Source organism: Rhodoferax sp. GW821-FHT07G04 (genome assembly GCF_059418585.1).
The window spans coordinates 93,007-116,086 of sequence record NZ_JBWKQD010000001.1; the positions used below are offsets into that span (position 1 = coordinate 93,007).

21 protein-coding genes are annotated in these 23,080 nt (G+C 61.7%); 10 read left to right on the forward strand and 11 right to left on the reverse strand.

From position 1 onward, the window contains the following. Window positions 1-37: 37 nt before the first annotated feature. Both AC07OO_RS00405 and AC07OO_RS00410 read right to left on the reverse strand, forming a co-directional pair. Window positions 38-1,276 (reverse strand): M20 aminoacylase family protein, encoded by a 1,239-nt coding sequence (locus AC07OO_RS00405; protein WP_495080083.1) that lies wholly within the window; start codon window positions 1,274-1,276, stop codon window positions 38-40. After that, window positions 1,273-2,256, reverse strand: coding sequence for an ABC transporter permease (locus AC07OO_RS00410; RefSeq protein ID WP_495080084.1), 984 nt, complete (start codon window positions 2,254-2,256; stop codon window positions 1,273-1,275). The genes AC07OO_RS00405 and AC07OO_RS00410 overlap by 4 nt, the downstream gene beginning before the upstream one ends. 145 nt (window positions 2,257-2,401) lie before the next feature. On the opposite strand from AC07OO_RS00410, the gene AC07OO_RS00415 reads away from it, so the two are divergent. From AC07OO_RS00415 to AC07OO_RS00430, 4 genes are all read left to right on the forward strand, one after another. Beyond that, complete coding sequence (locus AC07OO_RS00415; protein ID WP_495080085.1) at window positions 2,402-3,085, forward strand: hypothetical protein; 684 nt, start codon at window positions 2,402-2,404, stop codon at window positions 3,083-3,085. A gap of 40 nt (window positions 3,086-3,125) precedes the next feature. Next, window positions 3,126-5,156, forward strand: coding sequence for a DNA mismatch repair endonuclease MutL (mutL, locus tag AC07OO_RS00420; RefSeq protein ID WP_495080086.1), 2,031 nt, complete (start codon window positions 3,126-3,128; stop codon window positions 5,154-5,156). Next, window positions 5,156-6,049 carry a DMT family transporter gene (locus tag AC07OO_RS00425; protein WP_495080087.1) on the forward strand — a complete coding sequence of 298 codons (894 nt, stop codon included), beginning with the start codon at window positions 5,156-5,158 and terminating at the stop codon, window positions 6,047-6,049. Before mutL ends, AC07OO_RS00425 begins: the two co-directional genes overlap by 1 nt. Window positions 6,050-6,154: 105 nt before the next feature. Then, a complete protein-coding gene (locus AC07OO_RS00430; protein WP_495080088.1) occupies window positions 6,155-6,373 on the forward strand; it encodes a hypothetical protein in 219 nt (72 codons plus the stop codon). An 82-nt stretch (window positions 6,374-6,455) separates the two neighbouring features. Here the strand turns inward: AC07OO_RS00430 and AC07OO_RS00435 are convergent, their stop codons facing one another. From AC07OO_RS00435 to AC07OO_RS00450, 4 genes are read right to left on the reverse strand one after another with little or no spacing between them, the layout of a single operon-like run. After that, window positions 6,456-8,033, reverse strand: a complete 1,578-nt coding sequence (locus AC07OO_RS00435; protein WP_495080089.1) for a DHA2 family efflux MFS transporter permease subunit — start codon at window positions 8,031-8,033, stop codon at window positions 6,456-6,458. Further along, window positions 8,020-9,243: an HlyD family secretion protein gene (locus tag AC07OO_RS00440; protein WP_495080090.1), complete on the reverse strand. Its 1,224-nt coding sequence runs from the start codon at window positions 9,241-9,243 to the stop codon at window positions 8,020-8,022. Before AC07OO_RS00440 ends, AC07OO_RS00435 begins: the two co-directional genes overlap by 14 nt. Continuing rightward, the gene (locus tag AC07OO_RS00445; RefSeq protein ID WP_495080091.1) at window positions 9,240-10,742 is read right to left on the reverse strand and encodes an efflux transporter outer membrane subunit; all 1,503 of its coding nucleotides are present in this window, start codon (window positions 10,740-10,742) and stop codon (window positions 9,240-9,242) included. The genes AC07OO_RS00440 and AC07OO_RS00445 overlap by 4 nt, the downstream gene beginning before the upstream one ends. Further along, the gene (locus AC07OO_RS00450) at window positions 10,723-11,253 is read right to left on the reverse strand and encodes a MarR family winged helix-turn-helix transcriptional regulator (RefSeq protein ID WP_495080092.1); all 531 of its coding nucleotides are present in this window, start codon (window positions 11,251-11,253) and stop codon (window positions 10,723-10,725) included. Before AC07OO_RS00450 ends, AC07OO_RS00445 begins: the two co-directional genes overlap by 20 nt. A gap of 125 nt (window positions 11,254-11,378) precedes the next feature. Here AC07OO_RS00450 and AC07OO_RS00455 point away from each other — a divergent pair, with 125 nt between their 5' ends. Genes AC07OO_RS00455 through miaA form a run of 3 tightly spaced genes read left to right on the forward strand, consistent with a single transcriptional unit; the run spans window position 11,379 to window position 15,037 of the window. Beyond that, window positions 11,379-12,794, forward strand: a complete 1,416-nt coding sequence (locus AC07OO_RS00455) for an MATE family efflux transporter (protein ID WP_495080093.1) — start codon at window positions 11,379-11,381, stop codon at window positions 12,792-12,794. Between the two features lie 19 nt (window positions 12,795-12,813). Continuing rightward, window positions 12,814-14,043 carry a multidrug effflux MFS transporter gene (locus tag AC07OO_RS00460; protein ID WP_495080094.1) on the forward strand — a complete coding sequence of 410 codons (1,230 nt, stop codon included), beginning with the start codon at window positions 12,814-12,816 and terminating at the stop codon, window positions 14,041-14,043. Next, window positions 14,030-15,037, forward strand: a complete 1,008-nt coding sequence (gene miaA / locus AC07OO_RS00465; RefSeq protein ID WP_495080095.1) for a tRNA (adenosine(37)-N6)-dimethylallyltransferase MiaA — start codon at window positions 14,030-14,032, stop codon at window positions 15,035-15,037. Before AC07OO_RS00460 ends, miaA begins: the two co-directional genes overlap by 14 nt. A 15-nt stretch (window positions 15,038-15,052) precedes the next feature. Here miaA and AC07OO_RS00470 read toward each other — a convergent pair whose 3' ends face one another. Together AC07OO_RS00470 and AC07OO_RS00475 are read right to left on the reverse strand one after the other, a co-directional pair. Next, a complete protein-coding gene (locus tag AC07OO_RS00470; protein WP_495080096.1) occupies window positions 15,053-16,144 on the reverse strand; it encodes an enolase C-terminal domain-like protein in 1,092 nt (363 codons plus the stop codon). Window positions 16,145-16,255: 111 nt separating this feature from the next. Continuing rightward, entirely contained in the window at window positions 16,256-17,236 is a 981-nt protein-coding gene (locus AC07OO_RS00475; protein WP_495081747.1) for a Bug family tripartite tricarboxylate transporter substrate binding protein, read from the reverse strand. A 49-nt stretch (window positions 17,237-17,285) separates the two neighbouring features. Between AC07OO_RS00475 and AC07OO_RS00480 the strand changes: the two genes are divergently transcribed. After that, a complete protein-coding gene (locus tag AC07OO_RS00480) occupies window positions 17,286-17,936 on the forward strand; it encodes an ABC transporter ATP-binding protein (protein ID WP_495080097.1) in 651 nt (216 codons plus the stop codon). Window positions 17,937-18,153: 217 nt separating this feature from the next. Here the strand turns inward: AC07OO_RS00480 and AC07OO_RS00485 are convergent, their stop codons facing one another. From AC07OO_RS00485 to AC07OO_RS00495, 3 genes are all read right to left on the reverse strand, one after another. After that, window positions 18,154-18,684 (reverse strand): hypothetical protein, encoded by a 531-nt coding sequence (locus AC07OO_RS00485; RefSeq protein ID WP_495080098.1) that lies wholly within the window; start codon window positions 18,682-18,684, stop codon window positions 18,154-18,156. Between the two features lie 97 nt (window positions 18,685-18,781). Further along, window positions 18,782-20,002: an SGNH/GDSL hydrolase family protein gene (locus AC07OO_RS00490; protein WP_495080099.1), complete on the reverse strand. Its 1,221-nt coding sequence runs from the start codon at window positions 20,000-20,002 to the stop codon at window positions 18,782-18,784. A 248-nt stretch (window positions 20,003-20,250) separates the two neighbouring features. Further along, window positions 20,251-20,820: a DUF5625 family protein gene (locus AC07OO_RS00495; RefSeq protein WP_495080100.1), complete on the reverse strand. Its 570-nt coding sequence runs from the start codon at window positions 20,818-20,820 to the stop codon at window positions 20,251-20,253. Window positions 20,821-21,148: 328 nt separating this feature from the next. On the opposite strand from AC07OO_RS00495, the gene AC07OO_RS00500 reads away from it, so the two are divergent. Beyond that, a complete protein-coding gene (locus AC07OO_RS00500; protein ID WP_495080101.1) occupies window positions 21,149-22,471 on the forward strand; it encodes a tyrosine-type recombinase/integrase in 1,323 nt (440 codons plus the stop codon). 243 nt (window positions 22,472-22,714) lie between these two features. After that, the gene (locus AC07OO_RS00505; protein ID WP_495080102.1) at window positions 22,715-23,041 is read left to right on the forward strand and encodes a helix-turn-helix transcriptional regulator; all 327 of its coding nucleotides are present in this window, start codon (window positions 22,715-22,717) and stop codon (window positions 23,039-23,041) included. The last annotated feature ends 39 nt before the right edge of the window (window positions 23,042-23,080 follow it).

Genomic DNA, 23,080 nt, shown 5'->3' on the forward strand with positions numbered 1-23,080 from the left:
CCCGTAGCTTCGTCCCCGATTGACGGGCCGCGCCGGCTCAGGCCGGTTCGCCCATGGGCATGGCCTGCTCCACCAGGCTCGCATGCAAGGCAGCGCCCAGGGGCAGGATTTCGTCGTTGAAGTCGTAGCGGGTGTTGTGCAGCAAGCAGGCGCCCACGCCATTCTCCGCACCCTGGCCAATGCGCATATAGGCGCCGGGCTTGACCTGCAGCATGAAGGAAAAATCCTCGGACCCCATGCTGGGCTCCAGGTCGCGCACCACATGGTCGGGGCCTACCAGGCTCTCGGCCACATTGGCAGCAAACAGGGTTTCTTCCAGCGAATTGATGGTGGCGGGGTAGATACGTTCGTAGTGCACTGATGCCGTAGCGCCAAAGCCCAGGGCCACGGCGCTGCACAATTCATTGAGCCGGCGCTCCACCAGGTCTTGCACGCTCGGATTGAAGGTGCGCACGGTGCCCACCAGCGTGGCCTTGCCCGGCACCACGCTCATGGCGCCCAGGTCACCGGCCTGCATGGCGCATATGCTGATGACCGCACTCTCGGTGGCCCGCACATTGCGCGAGACGATGCTCTGCACCGCGGTGATGATGTGGGCTGCCACCACCACCGGGTCTATCGTCTGGTAGGGGTGTGCACCGTGGCCACCACGGCCCGATATCTCTATCGTCACCCGGTCGGCCGAAGCCATCATGGCACCAGCATTCATGCCAATCGTACCCGGGCGCAGGCCCGGCCAGTTGTGCATGCCGTAGACCGCTTGCACTGGAAAACGCTCAAACAAGCCGTCTTCTATCATGACCCGGGCACCGGCATAACCCTCTTCGCCGGGCTGAAAAATCAGTACCGCAGTTCCGTCGAAATTGCGGGTCTCGGCCAGGTAGCGCGCTGCGCCCACCAGCATGGCCGTATGGCCATCATGACCACAGCCGTGCATCAGGCCGTGCTTGGACGACCTCCAGGCAAAGTCGTTGAGTTCGGTCATGGGCAACGCATCCATGTCGGCACGCAGGCCAATCATCTTGTTGCTATTGCCGCCGCGGCCCTTGATCGTGGCCACCAAGCCGGTCTTGCCGATGCCGGTGTGCACGGCGTCCACGCCGCATACCTGCAGCGACTCTTTGACACGGGCTGCCGTGTAGACCTCTTCAAAACCCAATTCGGGGTGGGCGTGCAGGTCACGCCTGAAGGCCGTGAGTTCCGGGTGAAACTGTGCGATCTGCGCGAAAGCCCGGCCGCTGGCCCTGAGCGCTGGACTGGCATGCGAACCCGTCATCCATGACCCCCTACCGTGCCCACGCGCAAGCGCGGGTCCACAACAAAATACAACAAATCAACCACCAGGTTGATGACCACAAAGATCAGGGCTACTAAACAGAGATAGGCAGCCATGACCGGAATGTCAGCAAATGTAACGGCTTGTATGAACAACAGGCCCATGCCGGGCCACTGAAACACCGCCTCGGTGATGATGGAAAACGCGATCAGCGTGCCCAACTGCAGGCCGATGATGGTGATCACAGGCACCAAGGTGTTCTTCAGCGCATGGCCGAAGTGGATGGCATGGTTGGAGAGGCCCCGGGCACGGGCGAACTTGATGTAATCGGTGCGCAACACCTCCAGCATTTCGGATCGCACTAGGCGCATGATCAGTGTGAGCTGGAAGATGGCCAAGGTGACGGCCGGCAGCACAATATGGTGCCAGCCGTCCACCGTCAGCAAGCCGGTGTTCCACCAGCCCAGGCTTTGCACCTCGCCGCGTCCAAAGCTGGGAAACCAGCCCAGGATCACCGAAAAGAACAGGATCAACAGAATCCCGATCAAGAAGGTGGGCAGGGACACGCCCAGCAGCGACACCGTCATGAACACCTGACTCAAGAAACTACCCCGCTTGAGCGCCGCATACACGCCCATGGGCAGGCCCACCAGCATGGCGAGCAAGGCAGCTACCAGAGACAACTCCAGAGTGGCCGGTAGGCGTTCGGCAATCAGGCGCGACACCTTGGCCCCTTGGCGCAGGCTCAGGCCAAACTCCCCCTGCACAGCATTGCCCAGGAAATGGATGAACTGTATGAAGAAGGGCTGGTCCAAGCCCAGATCAGCACGCAACTGGGCAATTTGGTCCGGTTTGGCGTCCTGCCCCAGCAAAAAGACCACGGGGTCACCCACATACTGGAACAGCATGAAAGCGAAAAAAGCCACTGCAATCATGACGATCACAGCTTGTAACAACCGCCGGAGGATGAAAGCAAACATCAATGGGTATTAGTAGCAGGTGCATGCTAGCAGAGGCCAAACCCCACAGACACCGGGATTTTCCCTGCGGAACAACACTCTAAGCAGAAGCTGTACCCAGCGCGGAAGGCCGCGGCTAGAATCCGACCAAAACGCCCCCCAAACCATGTTTTCTTTCTTCCGCTCCAAAAAAAAACAGACGTCGGCTGAAATCGTTGCAGCCGCAGAAGCCCATGCCAAGCGTATGGACCTGGAAGAACGCAAGGCCTTTCGGCAAGAAATGCTCTACCAATCCATACGCGAGAGCTTTCTCGCTATGGAGGTCATTGGCAGCATGTACAAGTTCAAGGTCATGCCGGTGGATGTGCGCCACCACCGCTTCATTGCGATGATCGACGTCGCCAAATCCTTTGTCACCGGCAAGGAAGCCAAGACCAAGAGCTTTGCCGCACTGGAAAAGCTGATGCGCTCCAACGCCTACAAGCGCTTTGGTGTGCTGATCGAAGGCATTTACTGGCGCGTTAGCGAGACCGAAAGCCAGTTTGATCGCCTATCCCGCACGGCCGACGGAGCCGAGTCTGTCGTAGACGGCACGCCCGCGGCCATCACGCTGCGCCAGCGACTGGCGGCCAACAAAGTGGAACATCAAGCAGAAAACGCTGAGCCGCCGCTGGCGCGCCATGCCTACCAGCCCGTTTCGGACGATGAGGCCAAGGCCTTCATGGAAGCCCTGCAAAATGGTTTGACACCACCCGTGGTCCGCGTCGGCGAATGGGAATACCAATCCGATCTGGCTCCGCTGGACAGCGGCATCATGATTGGCGGCACGCAATACGGCAAGCTGCAATAACGTACGCACCTCAAGTCCACTGCGCCCCTAAAATGGTTCAGTGAACGCCCCTCTGCCTCCCCAATCCTCCCGCCGCCCCATCCGTGAACTGCCCGACGAGCTGATCAGCCAGATCGCCGCAGGCGAAGTCGTCGAGCGCCCCGCCTCGGTCGTGCGCGAGCTGGTGGACAACGCGCTGGACGCCGGCGCCACACAGATCGCCGTGCGCCTGCTGGCTGGTGGCGTACGCCTCATCAGTGTGGAAGACGATGGCATGGGCATACTGCCCGAAGAACTGCCGCTGGCCTTTCGCCGCCATGCCACCAGCAAGATCGGCAACCTGCAGGATCTGGAGTCGGTGGCCACCATGGGTTTTCGCGGCGAGGCGCTGGCTGCTATCAACTCCATAGCGGACTGTGCAATACTGTCGAGGGCTAGCGGCCAATCAGCCGCATACCTGCTGGACGGACGCACCGGCGAGCTGCGCCCCGTAGCGCGCAACCAGGGCACGACCGTCGAGGTCAAAGAGCTGTTCTACAGCACGCCAGCACGCCGCAAATTCCTCAAGACCGACGCCACCGAACTGGCCCACTGCATCGAATCCGTACGCCGCCACGCACTGGCCCGCCCCGATGTGGGCTTTGCCATCTGGCACGAAGGCAAGCTGGTGGAGCAATGGCGCCGCTGCGAAGACCCTTCGTTAGAAGCCAACCTGAACCAGCGCCTGGCGGACGTGCTGGGCGCAGACTTCATCGCACAGTCCATCGCCGTCGACTGGCGCCCGGCCAGCGCGGCACGCGCCCAAGGCGAGTCATCCTCCGAAGAATCCAGCCAAGGCCCCAGCGCCCTGCGCGTATGGGGCCGCGTAGGCATACCCGACGCCGCCCGCTCCCGCGCCGACCAGCAGTTCTGCTACGTGAACGGCCGCTTTGTCCGCGACAAGGTGCTGACCCACGCCGCCCGTAGCGCATATGAAGACGTGCTGCACGGCCACCGCCAGCCCATCTACGCGCTCTACCTGTCCATGGACCCAGCGCGAGTCGACGTCAACGTGCACCCCACCAAGATCGAAGTCCGCTTCCGCGACAGCCGCGAGGTACACCAGGGCGTGCGCCACGCGGTGGAAGACACGCTGGCCGCGCCGCGTGCAAGCACCGCCAGCACTGCAGATACCGCAGCTGCTACCGGCACTGCATCGGATGCAGCAGGCGGTCTTCTACCGCAAGGCCATATGCCAAATCGGGCTGTAGCCCCCATGTATTCTGCACAGCCCGCTATGAATTTTGGAGCGCGTACAGAACCCATAGGCCACCGCGTCAGCGACATAGGCGCCCTATGGCAACCGAGCACCACCCCTCAGGGTGGCTGGGCGGCAGAGGGTTTTGCGCAGGTCAAGGAGGAGCCCGCACAGCGGGCGGGGGACACGGAGCAAAACCCTCTGCCGCCCAGCCACCCTGCGCACGAAGACACCGCACAAGCATGGCCCCTAGGCCGAGCAATAGCCCAATTGCAAGGCATCTACATCCTCGCCGAAAACACCCAAGGCCTGGTCATCGTGGACATGCACGCCGCCCACGAACGCATCGTCTACGAACGCCTGAAAAACCAGTTGGCCCAGCAAACCGCCGACGGCACCACCACCACGGTAGCCCAACTCACCAGCCAACCCCTGCTGATACCCGCCACCTTTGCCGCCACCCCCGATGAGGTCGCCACCGCCGAAGCACACTTCAGCACACTGCAGACCCTGGGCCTGGAGATCAGCCCCTTCTCCCCCAAAACGCTGGCCGTGCGCACCGTGCCCACCAGCCTGGCCCAGGGCGACGCGGTGGAACTGGCCCGCAGCGTGCTGGCAGAGTTGGCCCAACATGAGGCCAGCACCGTCATTCAACGTGCCCAAAATGAGTTGCTCGCCACCATGGCCTGCCACGGCGCCGTGCGTGCCAACCGCAAACTCACCATCGAAGAGATGAATGCCCTGTTACGCCAAATGGAAGCCACCGAGCGCAGCGACCAATGCAACCACGGGCGGCCCACCTGGCGCCAGTTGAGCATTCGCGAACTCGACGCCCTCTTCCTGCGCGGTCGCTAGTGCAGGCCAAACACTTCGCCCAACTGGTGGGCCTCTCCGCGCTGTGGGGTGCCTCCTTCATGCTGATCCGCATTGCGGCGCCACTGCTGGGCCCCAACGTGCTGGCGGCGCTGCGCATCGGCATGGCGACGGCGACTTTGGCGGTGCTGATGCGCTTGATGCGCCACCACTGGCCCACGGCGCATTGGCGCGAGCTGGCGCTGATAGGCCTGCTGTCCGTGGCAGCGCCCTTCCTGCTATTCGCCTGGGCCGCCCTCAAGCTGCCGGCCGGCTACAGCGCGCTGCTCAATTCCACCGCCGTCATGTTTGGCATCTTTGCGTCCGCCTTGTTCAAGGAGGCCAGCCTGACATTGCGCAAGCTGCTGGGTTGCGTACTGGGCTTTACCGGTGTGGGGCTGATCGTTGGCCTGGGGCCGGTCGAGCCCTCAGCAGAGGTGTATGTGGCGGCGCTGGCCTGCGTCGTGGCCTCGGGCTGCTATGGCTTCTCGACACCGCTGATGAAACGGGCCCTCTCCCGCATGCAGCCACTGGAGATTGCCGCCGGGCTGCATGCCCTGTCGTTCCTGATGCTGGTACCCGGCGCTGCCTGGAGCTGGAGCGCGGCACAGTTCACGCCCATGGCCTTGCTGGCGGTGCTCATCATGGGGGTGGTGACATCCGGCATCGCCTACTGGATGCACATCCGCATCCTGGCCCATGTGTCATCGGTGGCGGCCATGAGCCCCACCTTCATGATCCCGGTGTTTGGCGTGCTGTGGGGCCATGTCTTCCTGGGTGAAGCCTTGAGCACCGGCATTTTCACGGGCGGCGCCCTGGTTTTGCTGGCCAGTGCCCTGATCACGGGCTTCAACCCCTGGCAAAAGTGGCTGGATGTTGCAGATACGAAACTCTGATCACGATTTTTTTTAAAAACCCGTCAACGGGCGGCAGAATGGCCTCGTTGTGTAGAAGCCTCCAGTTCTCGGAGTCGACCAACAAGCTTTGAAAGGCTACTGAAAATGAACAAAGTCCTCGCTACTCTGATCGCCGGTTTGTTTGCTGCTGGTGCATTTGCACAAGCTTCGGCTCCTGCCGCTGCCAAGCCAGCTCCAGCACCCGCCGTTGCCGCTGCACCTGCAGCCGCTGCAACCCCGGCTCCTGCAGCTTCCACCCCAGCCAAGAAGGCCAAGAAGGCTAAGAAAGCCAAGAAGGCCAAGGCTGAAGCCGCTACGAAGTAATTCGCAGCCTTCCACAAAAAAGCCCGCAACTGCGGGCTTTTTTGCGTCTGGCGGTAGATGAAACCGCCTCCTTCAATGCTTCTTAGTGGGCTGCAGCCGCCGCGTCTGCCGCGGCGCTCTTGCCGCCCGCTGCAGGGGCGGAACGCGCAGGCCGCGACAGCCAGACGAAGGGGATCAGCGTCAAAAAGATCAACGCCGAGCCAAAGAACACGTCGTCGGCCGCCAGCATATAGGCCTGCTGGTCCACCATGCGGTTGATCTGGCTCAGCGCCTGCTCGGTGCTCATGCCCGATGTGCCCAGGCCTGCAATGGCTGTGGTGGCGGCAATACTACCCTGGTTGATCAGCTCCGACAGTTGCGCGTGGTGCATGGCCGCACGGTCCTGCCACACGGTGATGGCGATGGACGTGCCAAACGACCCACCCACCATGCGCGCAAAGCCCGACAGCCCCGAGGCCGACGCAATCTTCTCCGGCGGAATGCCTCCCAGGATGATGGACATCAGCGGGATGAAGAAGAAAGCCACCGCCACACCCTGCACGATGGTGGGAATCATCACCGTGGCAAAGTCGGCCTGGGTGTTGAAGTGCGAACGCATCACCAACACCAAGGCAAACACACCAAAGGCAAAGGTCGTCAGCGAGCGTGGGTCGAACTTGGAGATGTTCTTGCCCACCCAGGGCGACAGGATGATCGCGAACAAGCCCACCGGCGCCATCAGCATGCCCGCCTGGGTAGACGTATAGCCCATGAACTGCTGCAGCCACAGCGGTAGCAGCACCAGGTTACCCATGAACAGGCTGTAGGCCACGGCCATGGACACCGTGCCGGTCCAGAAGTTGCGCCGTGCCAGCAGTTTCAAGTCCACCACTGGGTGGTCGTCGGTCAACTCCCAGGCGATGAAGAAGGCAAAGCCTACCAGCGCCGCAATGCCCAGTGCAGTAACTTCAGGCGAGTGGAACCAATCCAGCTCCTTGCCCTTGTCCAGCATGATCTGCAACGAACCCACGGCAATCACCAGCAGGGCCAAGCCCACCTTGTCGATCGGCAATTGCTTGGTCGGCGTCTCGCGCTTGCGGTAGATCGTCCACGTGATGAAGGCGGCCCCAATGCCCACCGGCACATTGATGTAGAAAATCCAGCCCCAGTGCATGTGGTCGGTGATCCAGCCCCCCAGCAGCGGCCCCATGACGGGCGCCACCAAGGTGGTCATCGCCCATAAAGCCATGGCCATGCCCGCCAAGGCCGGCGGGTAGCTCGACAACAGCAGCGCTTGGGCCAGCGGCATCATGGGCCCAGCCACAAAGCCCTGCACCGCACGCATGGCGATCAGCGTGCTCATATTCGGCGCCAGGCCACACAGGAAGGAGCTCAGCACAAAGAGCAGCACGCTCATCGTGAACAGGCGCACCTGGCCAAAGCGCTGCGACAACCAACCGGTCAGCGGCAGCGAAATCGCATTGGCCACACCAAAGCTGGTGATGACCCAGGTGCCCTGGTTGGGGCTGACCCCCAGGTCACCGGCGATGGCCGGCAGCGACACATTGGCGATCGACGAGTCCAGCACGTTCATGAACGTGGCCGCAGACAGCGCAATGGTGCCCCACAGCCGGGCCGAGCCCTGCAGGGGTTGCAGTGGCAAGCTATTAGTGTTGCTCATGCTTGGTGGACCCTGCGTTGGCGGCGATCACGCGCTGCACTTCGCTATTAGCCTGGTTGTCCAGGCTGGCGAAGACCTGGGTCTGCACGCTGGAGGCTGGGCGGGGCGCATCGGCCAGGGCCTTGCCGCTCTGGTCGGTGACGTCCACCGTGGCCTCCATCGACAAACCAACCCGCAATGGGTTTTGTGCCACTTGCTGCGGGTCCAGCGCCACACGCACGGGCACGCGCTGCACGACCTTGATCCAGTTGCCGGTGGCGTTCTGCGCGGGCAGCAGTGCGAACGCGGCGCCGGTGCCAACACCCAGGCCGGCCACCGTGCCCTTGTATTCCACCTTGCGGCCGTACAGGTCGGCGGTCAGTGTCACGGGTTGGCCGATGCGGATATTGCGCAACTGCACTTCCTTGAAATTGGCGTCCACCCACAGCTGGTTCAGCGCGATCAACGACATCACCGGGGCTCCGGCGGCCACACGCTGGCCGAGTTGCACGGTGCGCTTGGCGACATAGCCGTCCACCGGCGCAGGCAGGGCGGCGCGGTGCAGGGCCAGATAGGCCTCACGCACGCGGGCCGCGGCCGCCATGACGCTGGGGTGGGAGGCCACGCTGGTGCCATCCGTCATGGCCTGATTGCCCGTGAGCTGGGCGCGTGCGGCGACCACACCGGCCTGGGCCGAGGCCAAGGCGTTCTTGGCGTTGTCCAGTTGCGACTGCGCGTGGTTCAGTTCTTCCTTGGATACGGCGCCATTACCAGCCAGCGACTTGCGGCGGTTCAGGTCGTCGGTGGCGCGGGCGATTTCGGTCTGGGCCTTGCCGATGTCGGATTCGCGCAGCGCGATCTGGGCACCCAGCGTGCTGTTGTTGGCGTAGAGCCCACGCACCTGGCGCACGGCCTGGGCCAGGTTGGCTTCGGCCTGATCCAGCGCGACCTTGGCATCAGCCGGGTCCAGTTGCACCAGGGCTTGGCCGGCTTTCACAAAATCGGTGTCGTCGGCGTTGATGGCCGTGACGGTGCCGCCGATCTGGGGCGTGATCTGGATCACATTGCCCTGTACATAGGCGTTGTCGGTGGCCTCTTCGTGGCGGCCCACATACCATTCGTAACCACCCCAGGCCAGGCCGATCAGCACGGCGGTGGCGACGCCGGTCAAGGCCTTCTTGCGGGCGGAGTTTGCGGGAGCAGCGGGAGCGTTGGTAGTAGGAGCGTTCATGGTTGTGTGACAGAAATAGAGGAAGAAGGGCTTGCGGCACTGGCGAGGCTGGTGGTGGTGTTGGCGCTATAGCCGCCGCCCAAGGCGCGTACCAGTTGCACCTGGGTGTCCAGCGCACGGGCGGCCAGGTCTACCGCCAGACGGCGCTGGGCCAGCACCGCGGTCTCGGCGCTCAGCACGTTGAGGTAGTTGCCCAGGCCGGCTTGGTAACGCTGGGTGGCAATGGCATAGGCCGATTCGGCAGAGGCTTGCGCCGCGGCCTGCTCGGTCTGCTGGCGCGTGATGGCGCTGGCCGATGTCAACTGGTCGGCCACGTCATGCACGGCGTCAATCACCAGCGTGTTGTAGCTTTCCACGGCAATGTCCAAATCGGCCGACTTGCCGCGCAGATTGGCACGCAGACGGCCGCCTTCGAAGATCGGCAAGCGGATGGCCGGGCCCACGCCCCACTGGTCGCTGCCGGACTGCAGCAGCTTGTCAAAACCAATGCTGGAGAAGCCGGCAAAGCCCACCAGGTTGATATTGGGATAGAACAGCGTCTTGGCGTTGGCCACGTCATGCGTGGCGGCCTCCACACGCCAGCGCGCGGCGGCAATATCGGCGCGGCGGCCCAGCAGGTCCAGCGGGATGGACTGCGTGATTGCTATCGGTTTGATAGCTGCCTGCAAAGGCGGCACGAGGGCTAGCTGGACATTGGGCTGGGCCGTCAAAGCCGCCAGCGCGTTCAGGGCCAGTGCCTTCTGCTCTTGCAGGGTTTCGATCTGCAGGCGGGCGTCGGGCAAGGCGCTGTCGCTTTGCTGCAGCTCCAATTGCGTATCCAAACCGGCGTTCACACGGTCCTGCACCAGGGCCTTGGTCTGGGTGCGTTGGGCCAGCGTGCGCTCGGCCACACCCAGTTGGGCCTGGATGCGCACCAGGCTCAGGTAGCTGCGGGTGACCGCGCTGGCCAGCAGCATGCGGGCTGCCTCAGCGTCGGCCTGGGCCGCGCGTACCTGGCCCAGGGACGCGTCCAGCGCCGCGCGGTTCTTGCCAAAAAAGTCCAGCTCCCAGCTGGCCGTGACCCGCAGGTCGCCAGTGTTCATGACCGCGCCACCCAACGGTGGTGGGTAGATGTAGTTGGCGCTGAAGCGCTGGCGCGTCAGGTCGGTACTGGCATTCACCTGCGGCAGTTCGTTGCCACGGATGGCATCGCTGCCCGCTTGCACACGGGCCAGGCGGGCCTGGGCAGCGCGCAAGCTAGGGCTGTTGGCCAACGCCGCATCCACAAGGTGGTTGAGCTGGGTATCGCCAAAGGCGCGCCACCATTGGGGATCGATGGCCGGCGCGCTGGCAGTGGCGCTGGCGTTCAGGCCCAGTGCGTTGGCGTCCAGCGCATGCGATTGCGACTGAATGCCCGACATGTCTGCGCAGGCACTCAAAGCCGCCAGCACCAGGGCCGACAGCGCAGAGACCGCCAGAGGGCGCCAGCGCAGATGGGTTTTAGAGAGAGGGGCTGTCATGCGAAGGGTTGCTTTCAGAAAGGTTGGCGTTGTGCAGAATGCGGCGCAGAAAAATCTTCAGGGTTTCAAACTCGGCCTCGGAAAAACCGCTGAGGTAGGCGTTTTGCACGCGGCTCAGCACCTTGGGTATTTCCTTGGCCGCGGTCCGGCCGTCGTCGGTCAGGCTGATGGTGACGATGCGCCGGTCGGCCGCGCTGCGCTCGCGGCGCAGCAGGCCCTTGGCCTCCAGCCGGTCCAGCAGGCGGGTCATGGCGCCAGCGTCCAGCCGGCATTCACGGGCCAGCTCAGCGGCGGTGGACGCCTTGCCCATGGCGAGCTTGAACAGCGGAATCCACTGCGCGTTGGTCAGCTCGGTGTGCGCCAGTTCGCGCTCCACCTCTTGACCCACCGTGTTGAGGATCTGGCGCATCAGGTAGCCCACGCTTTCCTCGGGCTTGTAGCCCTCAGCACGGTAAAACGACGCAGGTTTGCCCCTGGCGGGGGCGCATGGGGGTGGCACCGGTTTCTGCATGGGTCGGAATATTAATTGCCTAGGCAATTATTGTCAAGGCATTGATGCTGAAAGGGTTATGCACCGTTTTGGCCCCACGGCGAGGTCGCGAAGAACTGCTTCCGTAGAATGGCAGGCCCATGTCCATGCCCCCCACTCCAGCCCCAAGCAGCGCACCCCGCACCCGTATCACCCAAGAGATTTCTGCCCTGTGGCAACTGGCCTGGCCCATCCTGGTGGGGCAACTGGCCAATGTGGGCATGGCGGTGGCCGACGTGTCCATGGCAGGCCATGCCTCTGCGCAAGACTTGGCTGGCGTGGCGCTGGGCTCCTCCATCTGGATGATCGTAGTAGTGACGCTGATGGGCGTCATGATGTCGGTCAACCCCACCGTGGCGCACCATGTCGGTGCCCAAGAGTTCTCCAAGGTGCCGCACGTCGTGCGCCAGGGTTTGTGGAAAGGTGTGGGCGTAGGTCTTGCGGCCTTTGTGCTGGCCAATATCGCGGCCCTGGTGTTTGACCATATGGAGATGGAGCCCGCCGTGCGCGACATTGCCACGCGCTTTGTCCATGTGGCCAGTTTTGCGCTACCGGCCTTCGCCTGCTACCGCGTGCTCTACGGCTACAGCGCCAGCCTGAACCAGACCAAGCCCATGATGTTCATCGCCATCGCCGCCCTGGCGCTGAACTGCGTGCTGAACTGGGTGCTGATTTATGGCCAGTGGGGCTTTCCCAAGCTGGGCGGCGTGGGCTGCGCCTGGGCCACGATGCTGTGCACCTGGTTCAACCTGGGTGGCCTGCTGTGGTGGATGCACCGCAGCCCCGCCTACCGCAGCACCTGGCCCTTTGACCGCTTCGAAGGGCCGCACCGCGAGAAGGTGCACAGCCTGCTGAAGCTGGGCCTGCCGATTGGTGTGACCTACTTTGCCGAGAGCAGCGCCTTCAGCTTGATTGCCTTGCTCGTGGCGCACTTCGGCAGCACCCAGGTGGCGGCCCACCAGATTGCGCTGAATTTTTCGTCGCTGGTGTTCATGGTGCCACTGAGCATTGGCATTGCATTGCTGAGCCGCGTGGGCCAGGCACTGGGCGCGGGTGACGCCCCAGCGGCGCGCTTTCGCTCGGCCGTGGGCGTGGCCTTGGCCGTGGGCCTGGCCGTGGTGTCGGCCGCGCTGATGGCGGTCTTCAACCACGAGATCGCCGCGCTGTACACGCACGACACCGCCGTGGCCGGCGCGGCAGCAGGCCTGCTGTTTTTGGCGGCGCTGTTCCAGATATCCGATGCTGCGCAGGTGTCCACCAGTTGCGCCATCCGCGGCTACAAGGTGACCCGTGCGCCCATGGTTATCCACCTGACGGCCTTCTGGGTGTTTGCACTGCCATTGGGTTGTGTGCTGGGCCTGGCGCCTGCGTGGCTGCCATGGCGGCCGGCGCAGCCCTTGCAAGCCCAGGGTTTCTGGATTGCCCTGGTGGTGGGCCTGACGGTTGCCGCCTGCGGCCTGGGCTTCTTGCTGCGCCACATTGCCAACCGCCAAATGCATGTGGGCGACGTCGTTTCCGCCTAAGTGGCTGAGAGTTTTTTGCATGAACACAACATCCCAGACTCTCACATCCGACAAGACCCCAACGGCCATGTCGCCAGGCTTGATCGTGCTGACGCTGGCCTTGCTGCTGGGCATACAGCCCATCACCACCGACCTGTACCTGCCGGCTCTGCCCGGTCTGACGCAGGAGCTGGGCGCCAGCATGGCGCAGGCCCAACTGACGCTGACCGCCCTGCTGCTGGCCTTTGGCACATCCCAATTGTTCTGGGGCCCGTTGTCAGACCGGCTGGGCCGCCGCCCCGTGCTGTTGCTGGGCATGTCGGCCTATGTGCTGGCGTCTTTGGGCAGCGCGTTTTCGCCCAGCATGGATGTGCTCATCATCTGGCGCACGCTGCAAGGCGCGGCCATGGGCGCGGCGGTGATGTGCGCGCGCGCCATCGTGCGCGACCTGTACACGCCGGTGCAGGGCGCCAGCGTCATGTCCAAGGGCCTGAGCGGCCTGGGTTTGATCGCCTGCCTGAGCGCCCCGCTGGGCGGCTTGTTGACCGCCTTGTTCAACTGGCATGCGGCACTGTTGGCGCTGTCCATCTTTGGCGCGCTGTGCCTGGGCCTGGTGGCCTTGCGCTTTGAAGAGACCGTGCCCAGCAAGAACCCCAAGGCCTTGCAACTGGGCACACTGGTGCGCACCTGGCTGGGCATTGTGCGCAACCCCACCTTCCTGGCCTTTACCGCGCTGTCCACCTTTGCCTACAGCGGGCTGTTCACCTTCCTGGCCTCTTCGTCCTTTGTGTTCATACGCGTGCTGGGCCTCACAACCACGCAGTACGGGCTGGTGATGTTCGCCAACTCGTTCATCTATGTGCTGGGCACCTTCTTGTGCCGGCGCCTGCTGCTGCGCTTTGGCGTGCGCCGTGCGGTGGCCATGGCGGGTGTGTTGACGCTGACGGGCGGTGGCACCGTGGCCGCGCTGGCCTATGCGGGCGTGCAATCGGTGTGGGCGATCGAGTTGCCGTTTGCGCTCTTCATGCTGGCCCATGGCATCCACAACCCCTGCGGGCAAAGCGGTGCCGTGGGGCCGTTCCCGCAGGCCGCGGGCGCCGCATCGGCGTTGAACGGCTTCTTGGGCATGATCAGCGCCTTTGCCACCGGCCTGTGGCTGGGCCGGCATATGGATGGTACGACCGCGCCCTTGGCCATTGGCATTCTGTTCTGGAGCGTGCTGATCACGCTGACCGCCTGGACGCTGGTGCAACGCCATGGCAAATCCTGACGCTGCCCTGCCCTTCTACCTGTGCCTGGCCGGCCCCACCGCAGCCGGCAAGACAGCGGCCGCGCTGGCGATTGCACAGGAGCATGATTGCGAAATCATCAGCGTGGACTCGGCCCTGGTCTACCGCGGCATGGACATTGGCACGGCCAAGCCCAGCGCGGCCGAGCAGGCCCAGGTGCCCCACCACCTGATCGACATCCGCGACCCGCTGCAGGCCTATAGCGCCGCCGAGTTTGTGCGCGACGCCCAGGCGCTGATCGCCGACATCGCCGCCCGCGGCAAGCTGCCACTGCTGGTGGGCGGCACCATGCTGTATTTCAAGGCGCTGTTCGACGGCATAGACGACATGCCCGCCGCCGACCCCGCCGTGCGGGCCGCACTGGAGCAAGAGGCCACCGAGAAAGGCTGGCCCGCGATGCACGCCGAGCTGACCCTGGTAGACCCCGTGACCGCGCAGCGACTGGCACCGGCGGACAGCCAGCGCATCCAGCGGGCGCTGGAGGTGTACCGCGTCTCGGGCCTGCCTTTGTCGCACTTTCATGCCAACAAGAATGCTACGGATTCAGTAGCTACTCATGCAGAAGCGACGAGGGCTAGCACCCTGATTTCCTTGGAGCCATCCGACCGCAACTGGCTGCACGGCCGCATCGCCCAGCGCTTTGACGCCATGCTGGAACAAGGCTTTGTGGACGAGGTGCGCGCGCTGCGACAACGCGGTGACTTGAACCCCGACCTGCCCTCTATGCGCTGCGTGGGGTACCGCCAGGCTTGGGAGGCGCTGGACGCTTACGAAGCTGCAGGCTCCGTGGGCCCACTGCAAACCGGCACATTGCGCGAGCTGGGCATCATCGCGACCCGCCAGTTGGCCAAGCGCCAGATCACATGGCTACGGTCCATGCCCCAGCGGCAGGTGGTAGCCGCTGACAGCCCCGATGCGCTGGACTGTGTATTGCAAGCGGTACGCACTTTGGTGGAGGTGCAGGCACTCCGCTAAAAGTCGAGCGAGCCTTCAGTCCAGGTAGCGATCCACAGCCTTTTCATTCCAGGCCACGCCGCTACCGGTCACGCCATCCAGCACGACCATACCCTGCTGAATCTGCAGCGGCTGCTGCAGTATGGGATTCCACCAGTCCGCATACTCCAGCCAATGGGCCGTAGGCGTCAGACACAGCAGTTGCGCACTCAGCTCCGGCCACAAATGGCTGGACACGCGTACGCCCTTGGCATGGGCCATAGCCGCACCGCGCAACCAGCCGGTGACACCTCCGATCTTCATGACGTCCAGCATGGCGAAGTCCGAAGCCCCCGCATTGATGGCGTGTTGGAAGTCCTGCGTGCCCCACCAGTTCTCGCCGCATTGGATGGGTGTTTTGGCCGCCTGGGCCACCTGTGCGTGGCCGACGTAGTCGTGGGCCAAGGTAGGTTCCTCGACCCAGGTCAGGCCTTCGCCGTCCAGCACATGCAAGCGTTGCACGGCGTCGACCGGCGTTAGGCTCTGGTTGTAGTCGACCATGATGGCAACACCGTCGCCCACGGCCTTGCGCATGGCGTGGATCACCGCCACGTCTTCTTGCACCGTGGCGTAGCCGATCTTGGCCTTGACACCGGTAAAGCCCTGCTGCGCCCAATCGTAGGCCGTCTTGGCACACAGTTCTGCGCCGTCAAAGCCCACCGCACCGTAGGCGGGAGTCGGCTTGACCGCACCGCCCTGTAGTTGCAACAACGACAGCGAAAGGCTGCGGGCCATGGCGTCCCACGCCGCCATGTCGATGGCCGCCAGCGCCATGCCAACCAGGCCTTGCATGCCCAGCAGGCGGAAGCGCTTGGCCAGTTGCTGTTCCAACTGTAGTGGCGCCAGCGGTTGCCCTACCACCAGGGACTCCAGGTTCTGGATCAGCTCCGCAGTGGGCTTGAGTGCAATAGGCGTGTAAGTGAATACGATGCTGTGGCCCACCACGCCATCTGACGTGGTGATGTCGGTCAACACCAAGGGGGACTCGGACACCGTGCCGCTAGCGGTCTGGTGCGGCTGTGCCAAAGGCACGCGCACGACACGCACGCGCAGCGCACGGATGGTAGGTATGGGGTTCGCTGCAAACATGGCGTCTCCTAAGATGAGCCCGCATCCTAGGACGTACGCCTGCCTTTGGCTTTGAAATCTACCGAGCGCGGATTGAAATCAATTCACATACCCACCGCACTCAGCAACACCTCAATCCACCTTGGCGCCCGCCGCCTTGACCACGCCCTGGTACTTGGCCATCTCACTCTTCATCAAGGCACCGAACTGCTCGGGCGTGCTGGGCACAGGTTCCGCCAGCAGGCCTGCGAAACGGCTCTGCGCTTCGGGCGAATGTAGCGCAGCCACAAATGCCGTGTTGAGCTTGGCAATCACCTCCTTGGAGGTGCCGGCCGGTGCCACCAGACCCCACCACGTGTCGATCGCAAAGCCCTTCAGCGTATCGGCCAGCGGCGGCACATCGGGCAGTGTGCTCGAGCGTGTGAGTGAGGTCACGGCCAGGGCTTTGAGCTTGCCGGACTTGATGCCGGGCGCGGCGGTGGCCAGGTTGTCGAAATTGAAATCCACCTGGCCGCTGAGCAAAGCGAACTGCGCTGGGTTGCCGCCGTTGTACGGAATGTGCAGCGCGAAGATGCCAGCCTGGGCCTTGAACATCTCGCCCGCCAGATGGCCGGCGCTGCCGTTGCCGCCACTGCCGTAGTTCAGCTTGGCCGGGTTGGCCTTGGCATAGGCGATCAGGTCTTTAACTGTGTTGATCTTCAGGCGCTGCGCGGCATCGGCATTGACGACCAGCACATTGGGCACGCGCACCATCTGCGTGATGGGCGTGAAATCGGTTGCCGCGTTGTACGGCATCTTGGCGTAGAGCCATGGGTTGACCGCATGGGTGGCCGTCGCGGCAATGCCAATCGTCAGGCCATCGGGCGCGGCCTTGGCAACCGCATCAGCACCGATGTTGCCGCCAGCACCGGGCTTGTTGTCGATGATGACCGTGCCCAGGCTGTCCTTGACGCGCTCGGCCAGCACACGGGCCGTCACGTCAATGGGCCCCCCGGCCGCGTAGGGCACGACCAGGCGGATCGGCCGGCTTTGCGCCCAGGCCGCATTGGTGGACAAGACGAGGGCCGCCGCTGCGGTCAGCGTGGCAGTGGTGAGTAGGGTTCTGCGCTGCATGGTCATCATCATGCTGTGATTGTGCCTCCACTATCATGGGGCTCACCGTATGAACCTACAGATCCAAAGCCTGAGCAAACACTATGGCGACACGCCCGTCTTTGCCAACGTGTCGCTTGACGTTGCGCCGGGCGAGTTTGTCGCCATCGTCGGTGAGTCTGGCGTCGGCAAGTCGACGCTGCTCAATTGCATGGCCGGGCTGGACACTTGGGACAGCGGCACGGTGCACCTTGACGGTACCGACATCGGCCAGCTGGACGACGACGCCCGCGCACTGCTCAGGCGAAAGAAGGTAGGCTTTGTGTTCCAGGCCTTCCACGTGCTGGGGCATCTGGACGTGGCGCAGAACGTGGCCCTGCCCTTGCTGCTGCTGGGCACGCCCGACGATGCCCGCGTGCAGGCGATGCTGGAGGCCGTGGGCCTGCAAGGCCTGGGCGGGCGCCTGCCCCAACAGCTCAGCGGCGGCCAGTTGCAACGCGTAGCCATCGCCCGCGCACTGGTGCACCGCCCCACCCTGCTATTGGCCGACGAACCCACTGGCAATCTGGACCCGAGCACCGCCACCAAGGTCATGGAGGCGCTGGTCGCGCAAACACGGGCGCACGGCACGTCTCTGGTGCTGGTCACCCACTCCGAAGCCGCTACCGAGCGAGCGGATAGGGTGTTGCATTTGCGGGGGGATGGCATCACGCAAGGGTGAGCTGGCCGAGCGGGACTGACGGGACGCGGGAATAGCTGGCGCGCGCGATGAGAGGCTTCGATCCATCAGATAGCTATGCTATTGATAGCTGAATACCCATATTCGACGAGGGCTAGAGGCCAATTTTCCTTGAAACTGCTTTGGAACAGCCTCAATAAACCTGTTTTGGGTATTTTGAAGCCTGTGCGATGCCCCTCCCTGGGCATTGTTCGACCAGCTACTCCCTGCGCGCCGCCTTCAGCATGCGCAATGCCGGCTCCACTGCAAGTTGGGCATCGCCATTGCTCAGAATGGTGAAAGTCACCGGCAGGCCTTGAACAGCCAGAGCGCCTTGGGTCATGTACGTGAATTCGCCGGGCTTGGGCGCGCGGTCTGTTGCGGAGAAGTAGCTGCCTTGCGCATTCGCACTGCGTAGTTCCAGCACCGGCAGCGACTTCTCGACCGACTGGGTCTTGGCATGCTCCGCTCCCATAGCCACGAGCCTGCGCAGGGAATCGGCATCTGCCGGAGCCGTGGTGCCATTCGGTTTAACAAGGGGCGAAACAAGAACCTGGAAAGCGCTCCCACTCGCAGGCGTCAACGACAGCGTATTGACCGGTCCTGATTGCGTGGCTTGGCGCCAGCCTTGTGGGACGGGCAGCACGAGCGAACCACCGCTCGGCAGCGCAATGGCCACATCGGCGGCGAGCACAGCCCCGTGGGCAATGGCAAGAGAAAGAAGAGCCGCAAGGGCTGTTGTTGGTTTCATGGGATGGGCTCCGCAGATTTGGACGCGGCGCCCAAGTCTGCAGAGGTTCCCACTGCTGAACAGACACGACGCCGATGGCAAGAACCCTAGTATCGCCTCAGGTCGGCGTAATCCACCCCGCCCGCACCATCTGCTGCAGGATGAAGGTGCCGATCAGCGCATGCAGCGCGGGCGTGGGATGCAGATCATCTGCGAAGGCATAGGTCTGCCACCAGGCGGGCGAAGTCTCCCCAACGGGGATGTGGGACGACATATTGGACGTGTTGCAAGCCAGCACCGTGGGCAACTGACTCAGACTGGCCAGGCCCGCGTTGTCCAACCCGCCGTCTACCTTGGGGCACGCGGGTGTGGTGGTGTTGGTCAGCCCATATTGCGCGGCCTGGGCCAGGAACAGCGTGAATTGGCTGCTGAGGTCGATCACCAGCACATTGCTGGAAGGCAAGCCCCTTGCCAGCGCCGTGTTGAAGAGGTTGGTCCAGGTTTGCACGGACGCCTGTACGGCGGCACGCTGCGCTGAGCCAGGCGCGGCACCCAAGGCGGCCATGAACCCGCCAAAGATCGGCGTGGTTGTAATGTCCACCGCGTTGACCACCACGACCTTGCGCACCCCTCTGGCGACGATCTTGTCGTTGATGGATTGCGCCATCAACTGCCCCAGGCTCTGTGCGTAAGCCGATGCCGCGGCGTTCAAGGTGACGCTGGTGGGTGTGCTGGTTACCAGCGCGGCAACCGTGGCAGCGGGCAATACAGTCGACAGTTTGTTGGTGAATGCAGCGAGGCCATCCGGCGTGGATGCGCTCAAGTAGGCTGCGGCCAAGTCGGAAATATCGTTGGCGCCACCGTCCACGATGACGATGTCACTGGCGGCCAAGGACGCAGAAGCCATGGTCATCTGGTTCAAGATGCCTGCCGGGTTGGCGGGGTCAATGACGGCCTTGGTATCGCCACGCGTGTTGATACGGCCACCGGCGACGGCGTAATTGGTACACACCGGGTTTTGCACATAGCCTGGGACCGCGTAGTTGAAGTAAGGGCACGGCGTGCTGGCACCCAGGCTGCTGGCAATCTTTTCGGGGAAGAGTTCGAAAGGGCGCGACTTGTCCGAGTTCTGGATGGTGACCTTGAAGCCAAATGTCCCGCTGTCCATCAGGCTGTCTCCAAAAATCTTGATCACCGGTTTGGTCTGCGGCGGCGTATTGGGCGTGTTGTTGTTGTCGCGCGAACTGCCACCTCCTCCACAGGCGCCGAGCAGCACGGCGCAAGCGGCGGCAAGTGTGATGGCGGATAGGGCTGAGGCGGTGCGTGGGAGTGGATGCATGGTGCTCATCTTGAATGCAACGCGCTGCCTGCAGGGAAAGACTACACCGCCCGTCTGAGTGAATGGGCCAAGACTCGAGCAGCCATTATCTGCACCAAACAAATAGCAATAAAAAAAATCGAACTGGGCGGGGCACCTTGATTTGGCGGGAAACTTGTCTAGCGAGATACCCGCTAGTCGACATGCAGCAGACCGAATCAACGTGCTGATGAATCGCCCCGGCATATTGCTATCCTAAGGTTTAGCGCTTAACGCAGATGTTTTGAGCGAAATTCAATATTCAAATAGGAAGGGGTTTCATAAAACTCCGGAGACTCATCGGTAGTCGCTACCTCCATGCGATACAAGCCTGGTTCAAGGCCAATAGAAGCAATCATTCTTCTGTAGTTGCCTCGAAATTTCTCACCACTAAAGCCATGACCATAAGTGCCGTAAGTTCTAACCTGCTGATTAAATATTGAGATTGCCTCGGACTCAGGATTTATCTTAGAAACCTTCAGAAGAATATTTATATCAACCCCTGGATTGACTCTCCGGCCGTCGGGAAAATAAGTTGCATCTGCCCCTGTAAGCCTCGCAACTCGATATTCATCATCCTTGCCCGCGTAGTTGAATTGAAGAGCAAAATAGAATTCTCGAGGCGAATTCACTTGAAACTCTTTTTCTAACTTATTTCCAGCCTTGCTCACATCGAACAAAAGACTGGCTGGTGGCGTGACGGGTAGCTCACCAGCAATGGAACCGAAGACCAAGAACAACACCGCAAATAGTATTGCAGCTATCGACCTCCATCCCGCGGTAAAAATTTTGCTATCCATGGGCACTCCGTTGCTCTTTGTGTGTTGAATTCCGCTTGATCCCCAACCCGAACGCACTTTCCAACCGCTTTTTCTTTGTTGGGTCTTACGTTTGGCTCCCAAAAAAATCTCGACCCAAAAAGACAAAAGCCCTAAGCAAATTAATTACTTAGGGCTTTATCTTGGCGGAAACGGAGTCAAACCGTTGACCGACCGAAACACTTCGTAAATGTTCAAAAGTCGTTGCCAGCCTTAGAGAGGCTGCTATAACTTTTGCGTAAACGTTCACTAGTGTTTCCTTTGAATCGCTGCATGGCTTGTGAGTCACATATGTGAGTCAATGCCATCCATGACGTCAAATAAAACAGAAATTCAGCGCCAAATCGACGGTGCAAAACCCGATCCCGCGGGAAAGGCGACCAAACTTTACCGCATTGGAAATGCAGACTTTCTGCTCCAAGTTGGACCAACCGGCGCAAAGAGCTGGGCGTTTCGATATACGTATCGTAAAAAGACCCGGCTCAAAGGCTTGGGCTCCATCAGTTCCACTACCTTTGAAGAGGCGAAACGAGCGGCTCGAAAGTTGCGGGTAATGCTGGATGACGGGCTAGATCCGCTGTCGGAACGCGACCTCCGGCTGCAAGAAAACGCGGCTACTGATGCACCCACCCCTCAAAAAATGACTTTTCGTCAGTGCGCGATAGAGTACATAGAGGTGCGCAAAGCCGATTGGTCAAATGAAAAACACGTCAAGCAATGGTCCTCCAGCCTTGAAAAATATGCATACCCATATATTGGCGACATGTTGATCGGTGAGGTGGATGTAACAGCGATTTTGGCCGTGATGACCCCGATCTACCATACCCGGAATGAAACTTGCGTGCGGCTCCGCGGCCGATGCGAAAGGATCATTGGTTACGCAATGGTCAAGGCCTATCGACCGGCTGGGCCAAACCCGGCAGCATGGAGTAAATTCCTCAGTGAAGCGTTTCCAAGACGCTCAAGTGTGCGAGAGGTTGAGCACCATGCTGCACTGCCGTACAAAGACATCCCTGCATTCATGGCGAGACTCGCAAAAGATGAATACGCCGGGGCCTTAATGATGCGATTTATGGTCCTCACTGCTGCTCGCACGCACGAGGTTCGGCATGCAACCTGGGAAGATATCAACTTGGCAGAGGCGATCTGGGTTGTTCCCAAGGAAAAAATGAAGGCTCGGCGTGAGCATCGCGTACCTCTTTCAAGCGCTGCCCTTGCGGTACTCCACGAAATTCTCGGGTGGTACACAGCGGCTCCTGATGATTCATCATTCGTGTTCCCCGGTCAGAAATCGGGAAAGCCGATGTCCGATGGCGCCCTTCTCCAACTGTTTGATCGCATGAGTTTGGGGAACTTTACGCCCCATGGAACCGCGCGTTCTTCTTTCAGGCAATGGTGCGCTGCTGAGACAGCCTATTCAAGAGAGGTGGCTGAAATGAGCCTTGCGCACCAGATCGAATCGAAAACCGAACGCGCATACCAGCGCGATTCTCTGCTGCTAAAAAGGCGGGGACTTATGGAAGACTGGGGAACGTACTGCACCGGTGCAAGCAATGCGTTCATGAATGTTCAGATTGAGAACGAAAGGCCTAATTCTGTTATTCTTTGTTCAGAGCCTAAAAAACCGGCTTAGGTTGGCGGAATAGGCCAACTGGCTTGATTGGCAACGATCAAGAGCTGGGCAGCAGCAGTCGCATGAGAGTAGTCTCAAGGCAACTGCAGCACCACACTCCCCTCGTCGAGAGGTGTCGCGGCGGTTCTCGTCTCGTTTGAGTGATTCCCAAAGGAAGTTCGCAGCATTTATGTTGTAGAGCGCCTTTTGGGAGCTGTTGCGGCTCTATTCCCCAAAAGGCGTTCGTTCTAAGGAGAGAACACCTTGACAAAGGAATTATGGAAACGAGCGGACCTCTTGAGAGTGCTCCGCTGCGGACGAACCTCTTTGTGGAAACTTGAGAACGACCCGACAGCTCAATTCCCCGAGCCATCTCGCCTGCTGTCTGCACAAGGCCTGCCAGGCAAAACCCGTTACTGGGATTCTGCTGATGTCCTCCAGTGGATAGACAGCCGGATGAAGGAATCCAAAAAGGGCTTCAAGCTCCCGGCCGAAATCGCTCAGCATGCAAATGCTGGCTTGTACGGCGCATTTCAGCGAATACACAGCAACAGCGATAGCGCCCCTGGAGAGCAAGGCATGGCCGACTAGCACTGGTACTCAATTCAGATGATAGAGATGAGGGTTGCA

Bases quoted from the DNA above. Each gene is read 5' to 3' on its own strand.
- AC07OO_RS00475 (WP_495081747.1), bottom strand. From the start codon at position 17,236: ATGCAGCGCAGAACCCTACTCACCACTGCCACGCTGACCGCAGCGGCG.
- AC07OO_RS00480 (WP_495080097.1), top strand. From the start codon at position 17,286: ATGAACCTACAGATCCAAAGCCTGAGCAAACACTATGGCGACACGCCC.
- AC07OO_RS00490 (WP_495080099.1), bottom strand. From the start codon at position 20,002: ATGCATCCACTCCCACGCACCGCCTCAGCCCTATCCGCCATCACACTT.
- AC07OO_RS00460 (WP_495080094.1), top strand. From the start codon at position 12,814: ATGAACACAACATCCCAGACTCTCACATCCGACAAGACCCCAACGGCC.
- AC07OO_RS00455 (WP_495080093.1), top strand. From the start codon at position 11,379: ATGCCCCCCACTCCAGCCCCAAGCAGCGCACCCCGCACCCGTATCACC.
- AC07OO_RS00440 (WP_495080090.1), bottom strand. From the start codon at position 9,243: ATGAACGCTCCTACTACCAACGCTCCCGCTGCTCCCGCAAACTCCGCC.
- AC07OO_RS00405 (WP_495080083.1), bottom strand. From the start codon at position 1,276: ATGACGGGTTCGCATGCCAGTCCAGCGCTCAGGGCCAGCGGCCGGGCT.
- AC07OO_RS00410 (WP_495080084.1), bottom strand. From the start codon at position 2,256: ATGTTTGCTTTCATCCTCCGGCGGTTGTTACAAGCTGTGATCGTCATG.
- AC07OO_RS00470 (WP_495080096.1), bottom strand. From the start codon at position 16,144: ATGTTTGCAGCGAACCCCATACCTACCATCCGTGCGCTGCGCGTGCGT.
- AC07OO_RS00500 (WP_495080101.1), top strand. From the start codon at position 21,149: ATGACGTCAAATAAAACAGAAATTCAGCGCCAAATCGACGGTGCAAAA.
- AC07OO_RS00430 (WP_495080088.1), top strand. From the start codon at position 6,155: ATGAACAAAGTCCTCGCTACTCTGATCGCCGGTTTGTTTGCTGCTGGT.
- AC07OO_RS00435 (WP_495080089.1), bottom strand. From the start codon at position 8,033: ATGAGCAACACTAATAGCTTGCCACTGCAACCCCTGCAGGGCTCGGCC.
- AC07OO_RS00415 (WP_495080085.1), top strand. From the start codon at position 2,402: ATGTTTTCTTTCTTCCGCTCCAAAAAAAAACAGACGTCGGCTGAAATC.
- AC07OO_RS00485 (WP_495080098.1), bottom strand. From the start codon at position 18,684: ATGAAACCAACAACAGCCCTTGCGGCTCTTCTTTCTCTTGCCATTGCC.
- AC07OO_RS00445 (WP_495080091.1), bottom strand. From the start codon at position 10,742: ATGACAGCCCCTCTCTCTAAAACCCATCTGCGCTGGCGCCCTCTGGCG.
- miaA (WP_495080095.1), top strand. From the start codon at position 14,030: ATGGCAAATCCTGACGCTGCCCTGCCCTTCTACCTGTGCCTGGCCGGC.
- AC07OO_RS00450 (WP_495080092.1), bottom strand. From the start codon at position 11,253: ATGCAGAAACCGGTGCCACCCCCATGCGCCCCCGCCAGGGGCAAACCT.
- AC07OO_RS00495 (WP_495080100.1), bottom strand. From the start codon at position 20,820: ATGGATAGCAAAATTTTTACCGCGGGATGGAGGTCGATAGCTGCAATA.